Genomic DNA, 18,857 nt, shown 5'->3' on the forward strand with positions numbered 1-18,857 from the left:
ATGGCCGTGCAAGACCTGCTGTCCCAGGATGAAATCGACGCGCTGTTGCATGGCGTCGACGACGGTCTGGTACAGACCGAAATGGCTGCCGAGCCCGGCAGCGTCAAAAGTTATGACCTGACCAGCCAGGATCGCATCGTCCGTGGACGCATGCCGACGCTGGAGATGATCAACGAACGCTTCGCTCGCTACACCCGGATCAGTATGTTCAACATGCTGCGCCGCTCGGCGGACGTGGCGGTGGGCGGCGTGCAGGTGATGAAGTTCGGTGAGTACGTGCATTCGCTGTACGTTCCCACCAGCCTTAACCTCGTCAAGATCAAGCCGTTGCGCGGCACTGCGCTGTTCATCCTCGACGCCAAACTGGTGTTCAAGCTGGTGGACAACTTCTTCGGCGGTGATGGCCGTCACGCCAAGATCGAAGGCCGTGAATTCACCCCCACCGAATTGCGCGTCGTGCGCATGGTGCTGGAGCAGGCCTTCATCGATTTGAAGGAAGCCTGGCAGGCGATCATGGAAGTCAATTTCGAGTACATCAACTCGGAAGTGAACCCGGCCATGGCCAACATCGTCGGCCCGAGCGAAGCGATTGTGGTGTCCACTTTCCACATCGAACTCGATGGCGGCGGCGGCGACCTGCACGTGACCATGCCGTACTCGATGATCGAGCCGGTGCGCGAGATGCTTGATGCCGGTTTCCAGTCCGACCTGGACGACCAGGACGAGCGTTGGGTCAAGGCCTTGCGCGAAGACTTGCTGGACGTCGACGTGCCGCTGAGCGCCACCGTAGCCCGTCGCCAATTGCGCCTGCGGGATATTTTGCACATGCAGCCGGGAGACATCATCCCGGTCGAATTGCCGGAAGAAATGATCATGCGCGCCAACGGCGTGCCGTCGTTCAAGGTCAAGCTGGGTTCCCATAAGGGCAACCTGGCGCTGCAAGTGGTTGAGCCGATCAACCGTCGCTGATGCATCCCCTATTTATGAATGTTTGCTCCGCCGAGGACATGTAATGGCTACCGAACACGAAAACACTTCCGCCGAAGACCAGGCTCTGGCTGACGAATGGGCTGCGGCCCTGGAAGAAACCGGCGATGTTGGCCAGGACGATATCGACGCCCTGCTGGCCGCCGATGCCGCCACTGCCCCCGCAGGTAACCGCCTGCAGATGGAAGAGTTTGGCAGCGTGCCGAAGAACAACGACCCGGTGACCCTCGATGGGCCGAACCTGGACGTGATCCTCGACATCCCGGTGTCGATTTCCATGGAAGTGGGCAGCACCGACATCAACATCCGCAACCTGCTGCAACTCAACCAGGGCTCGGTGATCGAGCTGGATCGCCTGGCGGGTGAGCCCTTGGACGTGCTGGTCAACGGCACCCTGATTGCCCACGGTGAAGTGGTGGTGGTCAACGAAAAGTTCGGCATCCGCCTGACGGACGTGATCAGCCCAAGCGAACGCATCAAGAAGTTGCGCTGATATGAAGCGGCTGATGGTGGGACTGTTGGTCGCGCTGCCATTGGGCGCTTGGGCCGCAGAGCCGGTGGCCCAGGCGGCCGCCGCGGCGGCGCCGGTCGGCAGCGGCCTCGGTGGCCAGTTGACCCAACTGGTGCTGGGGCTGTTGCTGGTGGTTGGCCTGATCTTCGTGTTGGCCTGGCTGTTGCGCCGCGTACAGCAGGTGGGTCCGGGTAACGCGCAGGTGATCGAGATGATCGGCTCCCGCGCCCTCGGCCCGCGTGATCGGCTGGTGCTGGTGCAAGTGGGTGAAGAGCAGATCCTGCTGGGCCTCACTCCTGGCCGCATCACCCCGTTGCATGTGCTCAAGACCCCGGTGAACGTGGATCAGTCCAAGCCCGCCACGCCCGAATTCGCTCAGCGCCTGATGGAACTGTTGGGCAAGGATCAGAAGGATAAGAAGTAATGCGCGTGTTATTGACGCTCATGCTGTGGCTGGCGGCGCCGTTGGCGTTTGCCGCCGACCCGTTGTCGATCCCGGCGATTACGCTGGGTACCAACGCGGCCGGGGCCCAGGAGTATTCGGTCAGCCTGCAGATCCTGCTGATCATGACCGCGCTGAGCTTTATCCCGGCGTTTGTGATGCTGATGACCAGCTTCACGCGGATCATCATCGTGTTCTCGATCCTGCGTCAGGCCCTGGGCCTGCAACAGACGCCGTCGAACCAGATCCTCACCGGCATGGCGTTGTTTCTGACCATGTTCATCATGGCGCCGGTGTTCGACAAGGTGAACCAGCAAGCCCTGCAGCCCTATCTGGCGGAAACCATCACCGCCCAGGTGGCGATTGACCGGGCACAGGTCCCTATCAAGGATTTCATGCTGTCGCAGACCCGCTCCAGTGACCTTGAGCTGTTCATGCGCCTGTCCAAGCGTACCGACATCGCGACCCCGGACCAGGCGCCGCTGACCATTCTCGTACCGGCCTTTGTGACTTCCGAGTTGAAGACCGCGTTCCAGATCGGCTTCATGATCTTTATCCCGTTCCTGATCATCGACCTGGTGGTGGCGAGCGTGCTGATGGCCATGGGTATGATGATGCTGTCACCACTGATCATCTCGTTGCCGTTCAAGATCATGCTGTTTGTGCTGGTAGACGGTTGGGCGCTGATTATCGGCACCCTGGCCGGCAGTTTCGGCGGGGTATAGCGCAATGACGCCAGAAGTAGCCGTCGACCTGTTCCGAGAAGCGCTGTGGCTGACCACCATGATGGTTGCCGTGCTGGTGGTGCCGAGCCTGTTGGTGGGCCTGCTGGTGGCGATGTTCCAGGCTGCCACCCAGATCAACGAACAGACCTTGAGCTTCCTGCCGCGCCTGCTGGTGATGCTGATCACCCTGATCGTCGCCGGCCCGTGGCTGGTGCAAACCTTTATGGAATACATCCTGCAGCTGTACGGCAGTATTCCTCAGTTGATCGGCTGATCGGGTGAATTCCCTGCTGGCATTGACCGACACCCAGATCAGCACGTGGGTGGCGTCGTTCATCCTGCCGTTGTTCCGCGTGACCGCCATGTTGATGGCCATGCCGGTGTTCGGCACGACCCTGGTGCCACGCCGGGTGCGCCTGTATTTGGCGGTGGCGATCACGGTGGTGCTGGTGCCGGGCTTGCCGCCCATGCCGTCGGTGAATGCCCTGGACCTGAGTGCCCTGATGCTGATCGCCGAACAAGTCCTGATCGGTGCCATGTTGGGTTTTTCCCTGCAACTGTTCTTCCAGGCGTTTGTGATTGCCGGGCAAATCATCTCGATCCAGATGGGCATGGGCTTCGCCTCCATGGTCGACCCCACTAACGGTGTGTCGGCCGCGGTGATCGGGCAATTCCTGACGATGCTGGTGACCTTGCTGTTCCTGGCGATGAACGGGCATCTGGTGGCGTTCGAGGTGCTGACCGAAAGCTTCACCACGCTGCCAGTGGGGTCGGGGTTGGTGGTCAATCACTTCTGGGAAACGGTCGGGCGCCTCGGTTGGGTGCTGGGGGCTTCGCTGTTGCTGGTACTGCCGGCGATTACCGCATTGTTGGTGGTCAACATCGCGTTTGGCGTGATGACCCGTGCGGCACCGCAGTTGAACATCTTTTCGATTGGTTTCCCGTTGACCCTGGTATTGGGCATGGGGATTTTCTGGATCGGCCTGGCCGACATTCTCAATCAGTATCAACCGCTGGCGACCGACGCCTTGCAGTTCTTACGTGATCTGGCACGGGCGCGCTGAGCCATGGCCGAGAGCGAGAGTGGTCAGGACAAAACAGAAGACCCCACGGAGAAACGTAAAAAGGACTCCAGGGAAAAGGGCGAGATTGCGCGCTCCAAAGAGCTCAATACCGTTGCGACGATGATGGCCGGTGCCGGCGCCTTGCTGATCTACGGCGGTGGTTTGGCGCTCGACTTGCTGGAGCTGATGAAGCACAACTTCACCTTGCCTCGTGAGGTGTTGCTCAACCCGGATGCGATGGGGCAATACCTGTTGCACTCGGGCAAGATCGCGATCCTGGCGGTGCAGCCCATCCTGATTACCTTATTGCTGGCCGCGCTGATCGGCCCGGTAGCCCTCGGCGGCTGGCTGTTCGCCGCGAGCAGCATGGCGCCCAAGTTCAGCCGCATGAACCCGGGGGCCGGGCTCAAGCGCATGTTCTCCGCCAAGGCCCTGGTGGAGCTGCTCAAGGCCCTGGCCAAGTTCATCCTGATTCTGTTTGTGGCGCTGATGGTGTTGTCGTCCGACATCGACGACCTGCTGCGTATCGCCCACGAACCGTTGGAGTCGGCGATCATCCACAGCGTGCAGGTGGTCGGCTGGAGTGCGCTATGGATGGCCGCCGGGCTGATCATCATTGCGGCAGTGGATGCGCCGATCCAGCTGTGGGAAAGCCACAAGAAACTGCTGATGACCAAGCAGGAAGTGCGCGACGAACACAAGGATCAGGAAGGGCGGCCCGAGGTCAAGCAACGCATCCGCCAGCTGCAGCGGGAAATGTCCCAGCGCAAGATGATGGCGTCGGTGCCCGACGCCGACGTGGTCATCACCAACCCGACCCACTACGCCGTGGCCCTCAAGTACGACCCGGAGAAGGGTGGCGCACCGATGCTGCTGGCCAAGGGTAGCGACTTTACTGCGCTGAAAATCCGCGAAATCGCCGTGGCCCACGACATTCTGTTGCTCGAATCGCCGGAACTGGCGCGGTCGATCTTCTACTCCACCGATCTCGATCAGGAAATCCCCGCCGGGCTTTACCTGGCCGTGGCTCAGGTGTTGGCGTATGTCTATCAGATCCGCCAATACCGCGCGGGCAAGGGCAAGCGTCCGGACCCGCTCAAGGATCTGCCGATCCCGCCGGAATTGCGCCGCGATTCCTGATTATCAGCTGCCCCGAACTCTCCCTCCCGGCTCCATTCTTCCCCCTACCACTCGTCGTTGTCGGTCGTCTACCTGTCAACTTTGACAGTAGCTGCCGTCCCTTTATCGCGGTTCCATAACACTGGGTTTTCCACGCACATTGCTGTGCGTGAGGCAGAGGGTGTTGCAATGGAAGTGGTTAAAGGGACGGTCGAGGAATACGACCGCAAAACAGGGGAGGGAGTGATTGCAATGGATGGCGGCGACGAACACGTGTTGGTGGATCTCACGAGTTCTGCAGGGATTTGGCTCAGAGAGGGCCTAAGGGTGCAATTTACGAGGATCCACCGCCCTGAGGGCGTATTCGCGTCCCATATCAAGATTATCCAGTGAGTCTCGTGTGGTGTGCTGAGCGAGGTCAGGAGAGCGGCAATGTCGACAGGTACGGTGAAGTGGTTTAACGGGGAAAAAGGCTATGGCTTTATCAGTCAGGATGGTGGGGGAGATCTCTTCGTCCACTATTCGGCGATCAAGGGCGAGGGCTATAAAACCCTTGAGGAGGGGCAGAAAGTGGAGTTCAAAGTAGAAACAGGTCAAAAGGGTGATCAGGCTACCGAAGTGCAAATCGTCAGTTGAATTGCCCGGCTTGATAGTGCTCCAGCGTGCTTGGGAGCAATCCGCGTTTTTTAAAGCAAAAGTTGGAAGGCTTCTTGCAATACCGCCTCCAGGACGCCTTCCGGCGTCAAAAGTTTGCTTCAAGGAAACGAGGAATACCGGTGGTGGATCGCTCTCAAATGCTCGGCACGGCCCGTACGACCCTGACTGACCTCTCGCGGGGCAATCTGGGTGTGCCGTTGTTGTTGCTGGTGATGCTGGCAATGATGATGTTGCCGATGCCGCCGTTCCTGCTGGACGTGTTCTTCACCTTCAACATTGCGTTGTCGGTCGTGGTTCTGTTGGTGTGCGTTTACGCCCTGCGGCCGCTGGACTTTGCGGTATTCCCGACGATCCTGCTGGTGGCGACCCTGCTGCGGCTGGCGCTCAACGTGGCGTCCACCCGCGTGGTCATGCTCCACGGCCAGGACGGCCACGCGGCCGCCGGTAAGGTGATCCAGGCCTTCGGTGAGGTGGTGATCGGCGGTAACTACGTGGTCGGTATCGTGGTGTTCGCGATCCTGATGATCATTAACTTCGTGGTGGTCACCAAGGGCGCCGGGCGGATTTCCGAGGTGAGCGCACGCTTTACCCTCGACGCCATGCCCGGCAAACAAATGGCCATCGACGCCGACCTCAACGCCGGTCTGATCGACCAGAATCAAGCCAAGACCCGCCGCCTGGAAGTGGCCCAGGAAGCCGAGTTCTACGGCTCCATGGACGGTGCCAGCAAATTCGTGCGCGGTGACGCCATCGCTGGCCTGTTGATTCTGTTCATCAACCTGATCGGCGGCATGGCCGTCGGTATCTTTCAGCACGGCATGACCTTCGGCGATGCGGGCAAGGTGTACGCCTTGCTGACCATCGGTGACGGTTTAGTGGCGCAATTGCCATCACTGTTGTTATCTACAGCTGCAGCCATCATGGTGACCCGTGCGTCGGGCTCCGAAGACATGGGCAAGCAGATCAGCCGGCAGATGTTTGCATCGCCCAAGGCGTTGGCCGTGGCGGCGGGCATCATGGCGATCATGGGTATCGTCCCGGGCATGCCCCATGTGTCGTTCCTGAGCATGGCGGCCATGGCGGGCGGTGGTGCCTACCTGTTCTGGAAGAAGCAAAACGCGGTCAAGGTCCAGGCCCTGCAAGAAGTTGCGCGTCAACAAGAACTGCTGCCATCGCCAGCCCGCGCCCAGGAAACCAAGGAGTTGGGCTGGGACGACGTGACCCCCATCGACATGATCGGCCTGGAAGTCGGCTATCGCCTGATCCCGCTGGTGGACCGCAACCAAGGCGGCCAATTGCTCGCGCGGATCAAGGGTGTGCGCAAGAAGCTCTCGCAGGACCTGGGCTTCCTGATGCCCACCGTGCACATCCGCGACAACCTCGATCTGGCTCCGAGCGCCTACCGCCTGACCCTGATGGGGGTGATCCTGGCCGAAGCCGAGATCTATCCGGATCGCGAGTTGGCGATCAACCCAGGCCAGGTGTTCGGCAGCCTCAACGGCATTACCGCCAAAGATCCGGCTTTCGGCCTGGAGGCGGTGTGGATCGAAATCAGCCAGCGCAGCCAGGCGCAGTCACTGGGCTATACCGTGGTGGACGCCAGCACGGTCGTCGCGACCCACCTCAACCAGATTCTGTACAAGCACTCTCACGAGCTCATCGGCCACGAAGAAGTCCAGCAATTGATGGGCTTACTGGGCAAAGCCTCGCCAAAACTGGCGGAAGAGCTGGTGCCCGGCGTGCTGTCGCTGTCGCAATTGCTCAAGGTGTTGCAGGCGCTGCTGGCCGAACAGGTGCCGGTACGCGACATTCGCAGCATTGCCGAGGCCATCGCCAACAACGCCGCCAAGAGTCAAGATACCGCCGCGCTGGTGGCTGCGGTGCGTGTCGGATTGTCCCGTGCAATCGTGCAAAGCATTGTAGGGCTTGACTCCGAGCTGCCTGTGATCACCTTGGAACCAAGGTTGGAACAAATATTGCTCAATAGTATTCAGAAGGCAGGACAAGGCCAGGAAGAGGGCGTTCTGCTGGAGCCAAGCATGGCTGAAAAGCTGCAGCGTTCGTTGATCGACGCTGCACAGCGTCAGGAAATGCAGGGCCAACCGGTGATTCTGCTGGTGGCAGGTCCGGTCCGCGCGATGTTGTCGCGGTTTGGACGCTTGGCAGTACCGAATTTGCACGTTTTGGCTTATCAGGAAATTCCTGACAACAAGCAAGTGACTATCGTCGCGACAGTAGGGCCCAACGGCTGAGGGTAGTGGGTTATGCAAGTTAAGCGTTTTTTCGCCGCCGATATGCGTCAGGCCATGAAACTGGTCCGTGATGAGCTGGGCGCCGACGCCGCGATTATCGGTAACCGTCGTATTGCCGGCGGTGTCGAGCTGACGGCTGCCCTGGATTACACCCCCTCGGCGCTGGCGCCGCGTGTACCGAACATGGAGCTCGAAGACGAGCTGCGCAAGACCGCTTCGCGCATCGTCTCGGCCCAGGCTGAGCTGAGCATGCGTGGCGACAGCGATACCACCACCAATCGCCAGTTGTTCGCCGGGCTGCCGCTGACCGCTGCCGAACCATTGGTTGAGCCGACTTTCGTCGAGCCGCCGCGTCCTGCCGCGCCAGCCCCGGCCGCCGCAGTTGACCAGCGTGTGTTCGACTCGATGCGCTTTGAGCTCAACGGCCTGCGCGAACTGCTGGAAGTGCAGCTCGGCTCGCTGGCCTGGACGCAGCTGCAAGGCAGCAAACCGCAACAGGCCAACCTGTGGCGTCGCCTGCAACGCATTGGCTTGTCCGGCCCGTTGTCCCGCGACCTGCTGGCCCTGACCACCGAAATCGAAGAACCACGCCAGGCCTGGCGCATGTTGCTGGCCCACCTGGCGCGGATGATCGCTACCCCGGAAATCGAACCCCTGGAAGAGGGCGGTGTGATCGCCATGGTCGGCCCCGCCGGCATGGGCAAGACCACCACCCTCGCCAAGCTGGCAGCGCGTTATGTGCTCAAGTACGGCGCGAATAATATCGCGCTGGTGAGCATGGACAGCTACCGGATCGGCGCCCAGGAGCAGCTCAAGACGTTGGGCCGCATCCTCAATGTACCGGTGACCCACGTCGACCCGGGCCAGTCCCTGGCCAACGCCCTCGATCCGCTGCTGCGCAAGCGCGTGGTGCTGATCGACACCGCCGGCTTGCAAGCCAGCGACCCGGCGTTGCGCATGCAACTGGAAACCCTGGCCGGGCGTGGCATCAAGTCGAAAAATTACCTGGTGCTTGCAACCACCAGCCAAAAACAGGTTCTTACCGCTGCGTACCATAGCTACAAACGCTGTGGCCTGGCCGGTTGCATCCTCACGAAACTGGATGAAACCGCCAGCCTGGGTGAAGTGTTGAGCCTGGCTATCAGTCATGAATTACCGGTTGCCTACCTGACCGACGGGCCGCGGATCCCGGATGATCTTCATCTGCCGCGCCGTCATCAGTTGGTCAGCCGTGCCGTCAGCGTGCAAATGCAAGAAGAGCCTAGCGAGGAAGCGATGGCCGATATGTTCGCCGACCTCTACCACAACCCGGCAAAACGGGTCGGTTGAAGTCAGGATGAACACCGTGAAATGTACCTACATTGATGGTCTGCAAGCGATTCACGCGGCCAAGCCATGTAGCCTGCGTCTAAGCAAGACAAGGTAAAGAAATAAAATGGGCAGCATGCATCCCGTACAGGTGATCGCGGTGACCGGCGGCAAAGGTGGCGTCGGAAAGACTAACGTGTCAGTGAATTTGTCCCTGGCCCTGGCAGAGCTTGGCCGTCGCGTCATGCTGCTGGATGCTGACCTGGGGCTGGCGAACGTCGACGTTCTGCTGGGACTGACGCCCAAACACACCCTTGCCGATGTGATCGAGGGGCGCTGTGAGCTGCGCGACGTGCTGCTCCAGGGCCCTGGCGGGATCCGCATCGTGCCGGCTGCCTCCGGTACCCAGAGCATGGTGCACCTGAGCCCGGCGCAGCATGCCGGCCTGATCCAGGCATTCAGTGATATCGGCGACAACCTCGACGTGCTGGTGATCGACACCGCCGCCGGGATCGGCGAGTCCGTGGTCAGCTTCGTGCGCGCCGCGCAGGAAGTCCTGCTGGTGGTCTGCGATGAACCCACCTCGATCACCGACGCCTACGCCCTGATCAAACTGCTTAACCGTGACTACGGCATGAACCGCTTCCGCGTCCTGGCCAACATGGCCCAGAGTCCGCAGGAAGGGCGCAATCTGTTCGCCAAGTTGACCAAGGTCACGGATCGCTTCCTCGATGTCGCCTTACAATACGTCGGCGCAGTTCCCTACGACGAGTGCGTGCGCAAGGCTGTGCAAAAGCAGCGTGCAGTCTACGAAGCGTTCCCTCGTTCCAAATGCGCATTGGCGTTCAAGGCTATTGCCCAGAAGGTCGATACCTGGCCGTTGCCCGCCAACCCTCGTGGGCATCTGGAGTTTTTCGTCGAGCGATTGGTACATCAGACGAGCGCAGGACCGGTGCTATGACAGCGAATGGCTACAACGCCTACAAGAAATCTGCCCGTGACAGTCAGGGTGAGTTGATTGAGCGCTATGCGCCGCTGGTCAAGCGTATCGCCTATCACTTGCTGGCTCGCCTGCCCGCCAGCGTGCAGGTCGAGGACCTGATCCAGGCCGGCATGATCGGCTTGCTCGAAGTGTCGACCAAATACGACGCCAGCAAAGGCGCGAGTTTCGAGACGTATGCGGGTATCCGTATCCGTGGCGCGATGCTTGATGAGGTGCGTAAAGGTGATTGGGCGCCGCGTTCGGTGCACCGAAATACGCGCATGGTCAGCGACGCAATTCGTGCAATTGAAGCAAAAACCGGTCGCGACGCTAAAGATCATGAAGTTGCGGCCGAACTCCAATTGAGTCTCGACGATTATTACGGGATTTTGAACGATACCTTGGGCAGCCGCCTGTTCAGTTTCGACGACCTGTTGCAGGACGGCGAACACGAAGGGCTGCACGAGGACGGCGCGAGCGCGCATATGGAACCGTCACGCGACCTGGAAGATGAACGCTTCCAGGGTGCATTGGCGGACGCCATTGCCAACTTGCCCGAGCGCGAGCGGTTAGTGTTGGCGCTGTATTACGACGAAGAGCTGAACCTCAAGGAAATCGGTGAGGTCCTGGGGGTCAGCGAATCGCGTGTCAGCCAGTTGCACAGCCAATGCGCAGCCCGCTTGCGGGGGCGTTTGGGAGAGTGGCGAGCGCGCTGACAGGCAGTGTGGGGAGCATTGCAAAGCGATACCGCGAAGGTGATAGGCCTTCGTGGGTTCGATCCGTGGTGCCCCCGGCAGTCCTTTTTGTGTAATGCCTGTTGATTGAAATGGCGCGTCCAGGTGCTGGGCGCGTTTAAGACTGCTTGGAGGTCGAATTGGACAAGAACATGAAAATCCTCATCGTTGATGACTTCTCAACGATGCGGCGGATCATAAAAAACCTGTTGCGTGACCTTGGGTTCACAAACACGGTCGAGGCGGATGACGGCCTTACGGCGATTCCGATCCTCAACAGCGGGAGCATCGACTTTCTGGTAACAGACTGGAACATGCCGGGCATGACCGGTATCGACTTGTTGCGCCACGTGCGTGCCGACGAAAAACTGCGCAGCCTTCCCGTGTTGATGGTGACCGCCGAAGCCAAGCGTGAACAGATCATCGAAGCCGCCCAGGCCGGGGTCAACGGTTACGTAGTCAAGCCATTCACTGCACAGGCCTTGAAAGAGAAGATCGAAAAGATCTTTGAACGCATCCACGGCTAATGCCATCGCGGGGGAGCTATGGAGCATAAAGAAACGTCACAGGGAGACTTTGAGTCGACCCTGAAAAAGCATGCTCACCAGTTGGTCGACAGCCTTGAAAAAGGCCACTTCGGCGACGCGGTGCAGTTGATCCATGAGCTCAACCAGACCCGTGACCGCGGCCTGTACCAGGAAGTGGGCAAGCTCACACGCGAGCTGCACAGTGCGATCGTCAATTTTCAGATTGACCCGCACATGCCCCAGGCCGAAGAAATCTCGCAGATCACTGATGCCACCGAACGCCTGTCCTATGTGGTCAGGCTGACCGAAGCCGCGGCCAACCGCACCATGGACCTGGTGGAAAATGCCACGCCTCTGGTCAACGGCATGGCCAATGAAGCCCAGGCCCTCAGCGTTGACTGGGGCCGCTTCATGCGTCGCGAAGTCGGGGCTGAAGAGTTTCGTGAATTGGCCCGTCGGGTCGACGGTTTCCTGTCGCGCAGCGAACAGGAAAACCGCACTGTTTCTAGCAACCTCAATGACATTCTGCTGGCCCAGGATTACCAAGACCTCACCGGTCAGGTGATCAAACGTGTAACCCAGTTGGTTACCGAAGTGGAAAGCAATTTGCTCAAATTGGTGCTCATGGCTGGCCAGGTAGACCGTTTTGCCGGCATCGAACATGACCGCGAAGCGATCCTCTCTGAAAAAGATCCACAAAAACATCTCGCCAAGGGTGAAGGTCCGCAGATTCATGCCGATAAACGTGAAGACGTTGTGTCAGGTCAGGATGACGTAGATGACCTGTTATCCAGTTTAGGCTTCTAAGGAGCACCCACATGAGCTTCGGCGCCGATGAAGAGATCCTTCAGGATTTCCTTGTAGAGGCCGGCGAAATTTTAGAGCAACTGTCCGAACAACTGGTCGAGCTGGAAAGCCGACCGGATGATGCGAACCTGCTCAATGCAATTTTTCGCGGTTTTCATACTGTAAAAGGGGGCGCCGGCTTCCTCCAGCTCCATGAGCTGGTGGAGTGCTGCCACATCGCCGAGAACGTGTTCGACATCCTGCGCAAGGGTGAGCGTCACGTTGATTCGGAATTGATGGACGTGATTCTCGAAGCACTGGATGCGGTCAACGGCATGTTCAGCGAAGTTCGCGAACGCGCCCCGATCACGGCTGCCACCCCGGAACTGCTGGCCGCCCTGGCGCGCTATGCAGAGCCAGCCGACACCACGGCAGCGCCGGTGGTTGAGGCCGCGCCTGAGCCGGTGGCGGAGCCTGAAGCGGATGTGACGGACAATGAGTTCGAACAACTGCTCAACTCCCTCAGTGCCGTCAAGGCCGAAGCTGAAGCACCGGCCGCCGTTGCCCCGGCAGCGGCACCGACCAGTGAAGACATCACCGACGCCGAGTTCGAATCCCTGCTCGACCAGTTGCACGGTAAAGGCCAGTTCGCCGCCGATGCGGTGGCGCCTGTCGCGGCTGCCGAAGCGCCTGCGGCCCCGGCCAGCACCGACATCACCGATGACGAATTCGAAGCCTTGCTTGACCTGTTGCACGGCAAAGGCACGTTTGCGGTCGACGCCCTGCCGGAAGTGGCGGCAGCGCCTGCTGCTGCTGCGGCGGCTGCCAGTGCCAAGCCTGCGGACGATGGGTTGATCTCTGATCACGAATTCGAAGCGCTGCTGGATGATTTGCACGGCAAGGGCAAGTTCAGCGAAGTCGCCCCAGCGGCTGCAGTCGCCACGGCAGCACCGGCTGCTGCTAAAGCGGCTGCGCCTGTGGCAGCGGCCAAGCCCGCAGCCCCGGCTCCAGCTCCTGCGCGTGCGGCTGCGCCACCACCGGCGGAAAAACCCGCCAGTGAAGCCGAAACCACCGTGCGGGTTGATACCGCGCGTCTGGACGACATCATGAACATGGTCGGCGAGCTGGTACTGGTGCGTAACCGCCTGGTGCGCCTGGGCTTGAGCAGTGGCGATGAAGCCATGCAGAAGGCCGTATCGAACCTCGACGTGGTGACGGCTGACCTGCAAACCGCGGTGATGAAAACCCGGATGCAGCCGATCAAGAAAGTCTTCGGCCGCTTCCCGCGCCTGGTTCGTGACCTGGCGCGCCAGCTGAAGAAAGAGATCAACCTGGAACTGGTGGGTGAAGAAACCGACCTCGACAAAAACCTTGTCGAGGCCCTGGCCGACCCGCTGGTCCACTTGGTGCGCAACGCTGTCGATCACGGCGTCGAAACCCCTGAAGAACGCGAAGCCTCGGGCAAGTCCCGTGGCGGCAAGGTGATTCTGGCGGCGGAGCAAGAGGGCGACCACATCCTGCTGTCGATCACCGATGACGGCAAGGGCATGGACCCGGCGATCTTGCGCAATATCGCCGTCAAGCGTGGCGTGATGGACAAGGACGCCGCCGACCGCCTGACCGACACCGAGTGCTACAACCTGATCTTCGCCCCTGGCTTCTCGACCAAGACCGAGATTTCCGACGTGTCGGGCCGTGGCGTGGGCATGGACGTGGTGAAGACCAAGATCAGCCAGCTCAATGGCTCGATCAACATCTACTCGACCAAGGGCCAGGGCTCCAAGATCGTCATCAAGGTGCCGTTGACCTTGGCGATCATGCCGACCCTGATGGTGATGCTGGGCAACCAGGCGTTCGCCTTCCCGTTGGTCAACGTCAACGAGATCTTCCACCTCGACCTGTCGCGCACCAACGTGGTGGACGGTCAGGAAGTGGTGATCGTGCGTGATAAAGCGCTGCCGTTGTTCTACCTCAAGCGCTGGCTGGTTGCATCGGCTGCCCATGAGGAGCAGCGCGAAGGCCATGTGGTGATTCTCTCGGTGGGCACTCAGCGGATCGGCTTTGTCGTCGATCAACTGGTTGGCCAGGAAGAAGTGGTCATCAAGCCTTTGGGCAAAATGCTGCAGGGAACCCCGGGCATGTCGGGTGCGACCATTACCGGTGACGGTCGGATCGCGCTGATTCTCGATGTTCCGAGCATGCTCAAGCGTTACGCCGCACGGCGTATTTGATTCTGGCGGGGCAGGGCGGTAATGCCCGCCCCGCCTAACGGAGTGTTTATGGCAGTCAAGGTCCTGGTGGTGGACGATTCGGGTTTCTTCCGCCGCCGCGTCTCGGAAATTCTTTCCGCCGATCCAAGCATCCAGGTGGTCGGTACGGCCACCAACGGTAAAGAGGCGATTGATCAAGCCATTGCGCTAAAGCCGGACGTGATCACCATGGACTACGAGATGCCGATGATGGATGGCATCACGGCAGTTCGGCACATCATGCAGCGCTGCCCGACCCCGGTATTGATGTTCTCCTCGCTGACTCATGAAGGTGCCCGAGTGACCCTCGATGCGCTGGATGCCGGTGCGGTGGACTTCCTGCCGAAGAATTTCGAAGACATCTCGCGCAACCCCGATAAGGTCAAGCAACTGCTGTGCGAGAAAGTCCACAGTATTTCCCGCAGTAACCGTCGCAGCCTGTTCAGCGCCCCAGCACCCGCCCCGGCGCCGGTAGCTGCGCCGTCTGCGCCCACCAGTTCCTCGTTCAGTCGCCCGGCGCCTGCCCCGGTTACCCGGCCTGCGCCGCCGCCGGTACGCACGTCGGCACCGGCTGCCGCCCATGCCCATTCGCCAGCGCCCAAGCGCAAGGCTTACAAGCTGGTTGCCATTGGGACTTCCACCGGTGGCCCGGTGGCCTTGCAGCGCGTATTGACCCAATTGCCGGCCAACTTCCCGGCGCCGATTGTGTTGATCCAGCACATGCCAGCGGCGTTCACCAAAGCGTTTGCCGAGCGTCTGGACAAGTTATGCCGCATCAGCGTCAAGGAAGCCGAGGATGGCGACATCCTGCGCCCTGGCCTGGCGTTGCTGGCCCCAGGCGGCAAGCAGATGATGGTCGATGGCCGTGGCGCGATCAAAATCCTTCCGGGTGACGAGCGCCTCAACTACAAGCCGTGCGTGGACATTACCTTCGGTTCGGCGGCCAAGTCCTACGGTGACAAAGTTCTGGCGGTGGTGCTCACCGGCATGGGCGCCGACGGTCGTGAAGGCGCGCGCCTGCTCAAGCAGGGCGGCAGTGCGATCTGGGCCCAGGACGAAGCCAGTTGCGTGATCTATGGCATGCCCATGGCCATCGTCAAGGCTGACCTGGCCGACGCCGTTTACAGCCTGGACGACATCGGCAAGCATCTGGTGGAGGCCTGCCTCTGATGGATGTATTGAGCCTGATCGGCATCATCATGGCGTTTGTCGCCATTATCGGCGGCAACTACCTCGAAGGCGGCCACCTCGGCGCCCTGGCCAACGGCCCGGCGGCGCTGATCGTGATTGGCGGCACCGTGGGCGCTGCGTTGTTGCAGTCACCGATGAGCTCGTTCAAGCGTGCGATGCAGATCGTGATCTGGATCATCTTCCCGCCACGTGTCGACTTGGCCGGTGGCATCGACCGGGTGGTCAACTGGAGCCTCACCGCACGCAAGGAAGGCCTGCTGGGCCTGGAAGGCGTGGCCGATGCCGAGCCCGACAGCTACTCGCGTAAAGGCCTGCAGTTGTTGGTCGACGGTGCCGAGCCGGAAGCGATCCGCAGCATCCTGGAAGTGGATTTCTACACCCAGGAAAGCCGCGACATCAACGCCGCCAAAGTCTTTGAAAGCATGGGCGGCTACGCGCCGACCATCGGCATCATCGGTGCAGTCATGGGCCTGATCCACGTGATGGGCAACCTGGCCGACCCTTCGCAATTGGGCAGCGGCATCGCCGTGGCGTTCGTCGCGACTATCTATGGTGTGGCCAGTGCCAACCTGGTGCTGTTGCCGGTAGCGAGCAAGCTCAAATCCATTGCCATGCGCCAGTCCCGTTACCGCGAGATGCTGCTCGAAGGCATTCTCTCGATTGCCGAGGGCGAGAACCCGCGCTCCATCGAATTGAAGCTTCAGGGCTTCATGGATTGATGGGGAGTAATGCCAATGAGCCGTCGCCGTCGCGAGCCTGAGGAACACGTCAACCACGAGCGGTGGCTGGTGTCCTATGCGGACTTCATCACCTTGCTGTTCGCATTTTTCGTGGTGATGTACTCCATCTCGTCGATCAACGAAGGCAAGTACAAAGTCATTTCCCAGGCGCTGATCGGCGTGTTCAACGACGCCGACCGTTCGCTCAAGCCGATCCCCATTGGCGAAGAGCGGCCCAAGAGCGTCACCCCCGGCCAAGCCGCTGGTCAACGACAGCGACGAAACCGCTGCCGGCGTGGGCGGCACCAGCGATCCGCTGAAAAGCATCGCCGATGACATCAGTGCCGCGTTTGGCGACCTGATCAGCTCCAACCAGATGACCGTGCGCGGCAATGAGTTGTGGGTGGAGATCGAGCTCAATTCCAGCCTGCTGTTCGCCAGTGCCGATGCGTTGCCCAGCGACCAGGCGTTCACCATCATCGACAAGGTGGCGGCGATCCTCAAACCGTTTGAAAACCCCGTCCACGTCGAAGGTTTTACCGACAATGTGCCGATCAGCACCGCGCAGTACCCGACCAACTGGGAGCTGTCCTCGGCCCGTGCCGCCAGCATCGTGCGCATGCTCGCGATGCAGGGTGTGAACCCCGGGCGCCTGGCGTCGGTGGGGTATGGCGAGTTCCAGCCGGTGGCCAATAACGCCACCCTGGAAGGCCGCGCGCGCAACCGTCGGGTGGTGTTGGTCGTCTCACGCAACCTGGATGTGCGCCGTAGCCTGACCGGCACCGGCACCGCCAATGCAACACCGGATGCGGCCTTGAGGCGCGCTGGCACACAAACTGCACCGGCCCCTGCAAAGCCGCCGGTTCGGCAGAGTGCCGTCAATTCTCCGTCACCGGCTCAATAACCTATGCAATGTCTCGGTCGCGCACGTGCCCACCGGGAGGAACCATCCGAATGAGAGTCTGGGCAGTTGCCAATCAAAAAGGTGGAGTCGGCAAGACCACCACCTCCATCGCTTTAGCCGGCTTGCTGGCCGAGGCGGGCAAGCGTGTGGTCGTGGTCGACCTCGACCCCCACGGCTCGATGACCAGCTATTTCGGTTACGACCCGGACGCGCTGGAGCACAGCAACTATGACCTGTTCCTGCACAAGGGCAGCGTGCCGAGCGACTTGCCCGGCCAACTGCTGTTGCCGACCAGTAACGAGAGCATTTCCCTGCTGCCGTCCAGCACCGCGCTGGCCACCCTTGAGCGCCAGTCGCCGGGGCAGAGCGGCCTGGGCCTGGTGATCGCCAAGACCCTGGCGCAACTGTGGCAGGACTTCGATTACGCGATCATCGACAGCCCGCCGTTGCTCGGCGTGCTCATGGTCAATGCCTTGGCGGCCAGCCAGCAGTTGGTGATCCCGGTGCAGACCGAGCACCTGGCGGTCAAAGGCCTGGAACGCATGGTCAGCACCCTGGCGATGATCAACCGCTCGCGTAAACAGGCGCTGCCGTACAGCATCGTGCCGACCTTGTTCGATCGCCGTACCCAGGCGTCCCTGGGCACGTTGCGCGTATTGCGTGACGCCTATCCGCAGACCATCTGGAACGGCTACATCCCGGTGGACACGCGCCTGCGCGATGCCAGCCGCGCCGGGCTGACGCCTTCGCAGTTCGACGGTAAAAGCCGTGGTGTGTTGGCCTACCGCGCATTGCTCAAGCACCTGCTGTCCCAGCAGCTTGTTGCGCAGGTGGCGTGATGAATCGTCCTGTCGAACTCAAGACCCGGCCGCAACTGGCACTGGAATCCTACCTGGATGCCTTGTTGCAGGAAGCCACCGCAGAAGAATTGCCGGAACCGATCCTGGTCCTGGAACCTGCGGTAGAAGAACCGTCGTCCAGTACCCTGGATGAGTTCCAGTTGGCCGTATTGGAAGAGCAGGCGCGTGATGCCTACGTCGCGCCGGTGATCGTGCCGGTCGCCGTCCCAGTGGTCATGCCCGTCGCGCCGGTGGTGGTCGAGCCCGTGGTGGAAGTGCACCTGCCACCGAATATTACGCCGCCGCCCGTGAGCGGCGATGGTCGTCCCGCCTGGGCGGCGGAGCCTTTCGAATGCCTGCTGTTCGACGTCGCCGGCTTGACCCTTGCGGTGCCGCTGGTGTGCCTGGGCTCGATCTACTCCCTGTCCGGCCAGGAACTGACGCCGCTGTTCGGGCAACCGGAGTGGTTCCTCGGAATCCTGCCGAGCCAGGCCGGTAATCTCAAGGTGCTGGACACCGCGCGCTGGGTGATGCCCGATCGCTACCGCGACGACTTCCGCCAAGGCCTGCAATACGTGATCTCGGTGCAGGGTTACGAGTGGGGGCTGGCGGTGCATCAAGTCAGCCGCTCGTTGCGCCTGGACCCTAACGAAATCAAATGGCGCAGCCACCGGGGCCAGCGGCCTTGGTTGGCGGGCACTGTAATCGAACACATGTGCGCGTTGCTCGACGTCGCCGAACTGGCCGAGTTGATCGCCAGCGGTGCCGTCAAGTCGATGCCCGTGAACATACGCAGTTGATTGAACAATAAGGGCCGCACGCGAGTGCGGTCGACGAAGCACACACGCCGTTCGTAACGGC

General features: G+C 60.8%; 19 protein-coding genes and 1 pseudogene. All 20 read left to right on the top strand.

The genetic code is table 11. The annotated features are described in order from the left end of the window. The 20 genes and pseudogenes from fliM (at position 1) to ACVWXD_RS04080 (ending at position 18,796) form a co-directional block, all read left to right on the top strand. Positions 1-969: a flagellar motor switch protein FliM gene (gene fliM, locus ACVWXD_RS03985; RefSeq protein ID WP_010208755.1), complete on the top strand. Its 969-nt coding sequence runs from the start codon at positions 1-3 to the stop codon at positions 967-969. 43 nt (positions 970-1,012) lie between these two features. Then, complete coding sequence (fliN, locus tag ACVWXD_RS03990) at positions 1,013-1,480, top strand: flagellar motor switch protein FliN (protein WP_032887893.1); 468 nt, start codon at positions 1,013-1,015, stop codon at positions 1,478-1,480. A 1-nt stretch (position 1,481) separates the two neighbouring features. Continuing rightward, positions 1,482-1,922: a flagellar biosynthetic protein FliO gene (gene fliO, locus ACVWXD_RS03995; RefSeq protein ID WP_032887895.1), complete on the top strand. Its 441-nt coding sequence runs from the start codon at positions 1,482-1,484 to the stop codon at positions 1,920-1,922. Then, a complete protein-coding gene (gene fliP, locus ACVWXD_RS04000) occupies positions 1,922-2,665 on the top strand; it encodes a flagellar type III secretion system pore protein FliP (RefSeq protein ID WP_032887897.1) in 744 nt (247 codons plus the stop codon). The genes fliO and fliP overlap by 1 nt, the downstream gene beginning before the upstream one ends. Positions 2,666-2,669: 4 nt before the next feature. Then, positions 2,670-2,939: a flagellar biosynthesis protein FliQ gene (fliQ, locus tag ACVWXD_RS04005; RefSeq protein ID WP_003214552.1), complete on the top strand. Its 270-nt coding sequence runs from the start codon at positions 2,670-2,672 to the stop codon at positions 2,937-2,939. 4 nt (positions 2,940-2,943) lie between these two features. Further along, a complete protein-coding gene (fliR, locus tag ACVWXD_RS04010; protein WP_032887898.1) occupies positions 2,944-3,729 on the top strand; it encodes a flagellar biosynthetic protein FliR in 786 nt (261 codons plus the stop codon). Between the two features lie 3 nt (positions 3,730-3,732). Further along, positions 3,733-4,869 (top strand): flagellar biosynthesis protein FlhB, encoded by a 1,137-nt coding sequence (gene flhB, locus ACVWXD_RS04015; protein WP_095185434.1) that lies wholly within the window; start codon positions 3,733-3,735, stop codon positions 4,867-4,869. A gap of 411 nt (positions 4,870-5,280) precedes the next feature. Then, on the top strand, positions 5,281-5,484 hold the full coding sequence (locus tag ACVWXD_RS04020) for a cold-shock protein (RefSeq protein ID WP_032887903.1): 204 nt from the start codon (positions 5,281-5,283) through the stop codon (positions 5,482-5,484). A gap of 158 nt (positions 5,485-5,642) precedes the next feature. Continuing rightward, on the top strand, positions 5,643-7,757 hold the full coding sequence (gene flhA / locus ACVWXD_RS04025; protein ID WP_185160066.1) for a flagellar biosynthesis protein FlhA: 2,115 nt from the start codon (positions 5,643-5,645) through the stop codon (positions 7,755-7,757). Between the two features lie 12 nt (positions 7,758-7,769). Beyond that, positions 7,770-9,086, top strand: a complete 1,317-nt coding sequence (gene flhF, locus ACVWXD_RS04030) for a flagellar biosynthesis protein FlhF (RefSeq protein ID WP_032887905.1) — start codon at positions 7,770-7,772, stop codon at positions 9,084-9,086. Between the two features lie 106 nt (positions 9,087-9,192). Continuing rightward, positions 9,193-10,026: a flagellar synthesis regulator FleN gene (gene fleN / locus ACVWXD_RS04035; RefSeq protein ID WP_003192912.1), complete on the top strand. Its 834-nt coding sequence runs from the start codon at positions 9,193-9,195 to the stop codon at positions 10,024-10,026. After that, entirely contained in the window at positions 10,023-10,763 is a 741-nt protein-coding gene (fliA, locus tag ACVWXD_RS04040; RefSeq protein ID WP_015885174.1) for an RNA polymerase sigma factor FliA, read from the top strand. Before fleN ends, fliA begins: the two co-directional genes overlap by 4 nt. A gap of 170 nt (positions 10,764-10,933) precedes the next feature. Further along, positions 10,934-11,308 carry a chemotaxis response regulator CheY gene (locus ACVWXD_RS04045; protein ID WP_160385018.1) on the top strand — a complete coding sequence of 125 codons (375 nt, stop codon included), beginning with the start codon at positions 10,934-10,936 and terminating at the stop codon, positions 11,306-11,308. A gap of 18 nt (positions 11,309-11,326) precedes the next feature. Then, positions 11,327-12,115 carry a protein phosphatase CheZ gene (locus ACVWXD_RS04050; protein WP_032887907.1) on the top strand — a complete coding sequence of 263 codons (789 nt, stop codon included), beginning with the start codon at positions 11,327-11,329 and terminating at the stop codon, positions 12,113-12,115. An 11-nt stretch (positions 12,116-12,126) separates the two neighbouring features. Beyond that, entirely contained in the window at positions 12,127-14,325 is a 2,199-nt protein-coding gene (locus ACVWXD_RS04055; protein WP_457370702.1) for a chemotaxis protein CheA, read from the top strand. A gap of 48 nt (positions 14,326-14,373) precedes the next feature. Beyond that, a complete protein-coding gene (locus ACVWXD_RS04060) occupies positions 14,374-15,513 on the top strand; it encodes a protein-glutamate methylesterase/protein-glutamine glutaminase (RefSeq protein ID WP_032887910.1) in 1,140 nt (379 codons plus the stop codon). Further along, positions 15,513-16,253, top strand: a complete 741-nt coding sequence (locus ACVWXD_RS04065) for a flagellar motor protein (protein WP_032887912.1) — start codon at positions 15,513-15,515, stop codon at positions 16,251-16,253. The genes ACVWXD_RS04060 and ACVWXD_RS04065 overlap by 1 nt, the downstream gene beginning before the upstream one ends. 15 nt (positions 16,254-16,268) lie before the next feature. Beyond that, positions 16,269-17,157, top strand: a pseudogene (gene motD, locus ACVWXD_RS04070) (flagellar motor protein MotD). 50 nt (positions 17,158-17,207) lie between these two features. Further along, positions 17,208-17,996 carry a ParA family protein gene (locus ACVWXD_RS04075; protein ID WP_032887915.1) on the top strand — a complete coding sequence of 263 codons (789 nt, stop codon included), beginning with the start codon at positions 17,208-17,210 and terminating at the stop codon, positions 17,994-17,996. After that, complete coding sequence (locus ACVWXD_RS04080) at positions 17,996-18,796, top strand: CheW domain-containing protein (RefSeq protein WP_457370703.1); 801 nt, start codon at positions 17,996-17,998, stop codon at positions 18,794-18,796. Before ACVWXD_RS04075 ends, ACVWXD_RS04080 begins: the two co-directional genes overlap by 1 nt. Positions 18,797-18,857 lie beyond the last annotated feature (61 nt).

This window comes from Pseudomonas sp. TE3911, from assembly GCF_054062775.1.

Coding starts and splice junctions, on each gene's coding strand:
- fliM (WP_010208755.1), top strand. CDS start 1: ATGGCCGTGCAAGACCTGCTGTCCCAGGATGAAATCGACGCGCTGTTG.
- fliN (WP_032887893.1), top strand. CDS start 1,013: ATGGCTACCGAACACGAAAACACTTCCGCCGAAGACCAGGCTCTGGCT.
- fliO (WP_032887895.1), top strand. CDS start 1,482: ATGAAGCGGCTGATGGTGGGACTGTTGGTCGCGCTGCCATTGGGCGCT.
- fliP (WP_032887897.1), top strand. CDS start 1,922: ATGCGCGTGTTATTGACGCTCATGCTGTGGCTGGCGGCGCCGTTGGCG.
- fliQ (WP_003214552.1), top strand. CDS start 2,670: ATGACGCCAGAAGTAGCCGTCGACCTGTTCCGAGAAGCGCTGTGGCTG.
- flhB (WP_095185434.1), top strand. CDS start 3,733: ATGGCCGAGAGCGAGAGTGGTCAGGACAAAACAGAAGACCCCACGGAG.
- ACVWXD_RS04020 (WP_032887903.1), top strand. CDS start 5,281: ATGTCGACAGGTACGGTGAAGTGGTTTAACGGGGAAAAAGGCTATGGC.
- flhA (WP_185160066.1), top strand. CDS start 5,643: ATGCTCGGCACGGCCCGTACGACCCTGACTGACCTCTCGCGGGGCAAT.
- flhF (WP_032887905.1), top strand. CDS start 7,770: ATGCAAGTTAAGCGTTTTTTCGCCGCCGATATGCGTCAGGCCATGAAA.
- fleN (WP_003192912.1), top strand. CDS start 9,193: ATGGGCAGCATGCATCCCGTACAGGTGATCGCGGTGACCGGCGGCAAA.
- fliA (WP_015885174.1), top strand. CDS start 10,023: ATGACAGCGAATGGCTACAACGCCTACAAGAAATCTGCCCGTGACAGT.
- ACVWXD_RS04045 (WP_160385018.1), top strand. CDS start 10,934: ATGAAAATCCTCATCGTTGATGACTTCTCAACGATGCGGCGGATCATA.
- ACVWXD_RS04050 (WP_032887907.1), top strand. CDS start 11,327: ATGGAGCATAAAGAAACGTCACAGGGAGACTTTGAGTCGACCCTGAAA.
- ACVWXD_RS04055 (WP_457370702.1), top strand. CDS start 12,127: ATGAGCTTCGGCGCCGATGAAGAGATCCTTCAGGATTTCCTTGTAGAG.
- ACVWXD_RS04060 (WP_032887910.1), top strand. CDS start 14,374: ATGGCAGTCAAGGTCCTGGTGGTGGACGATTCGGGTTTCTTCCGCCGC.
- ACVWXD_RS04065 (WP_032887912.1), top strand. CDS start 15,513: ATGGATGTATTGAGCCTGATCGGCATCATCATGGCGTTTGTCGCCATT.
- ACVWXD_RS04075 (WP_032887915.1), top strand. CDS start 17,208: ATGAGAGTCTGGGCAGTTGCCAATCAAAAAGGTGGAGTCGGCAAGACC.
- ACVWXD_RS04080 (WP_457370703.1), top strand. CDS start 17,996: ATGAATCGTCCTGTCGAACTCAAGACCCGGCCGCAACTGGCACTGGAA.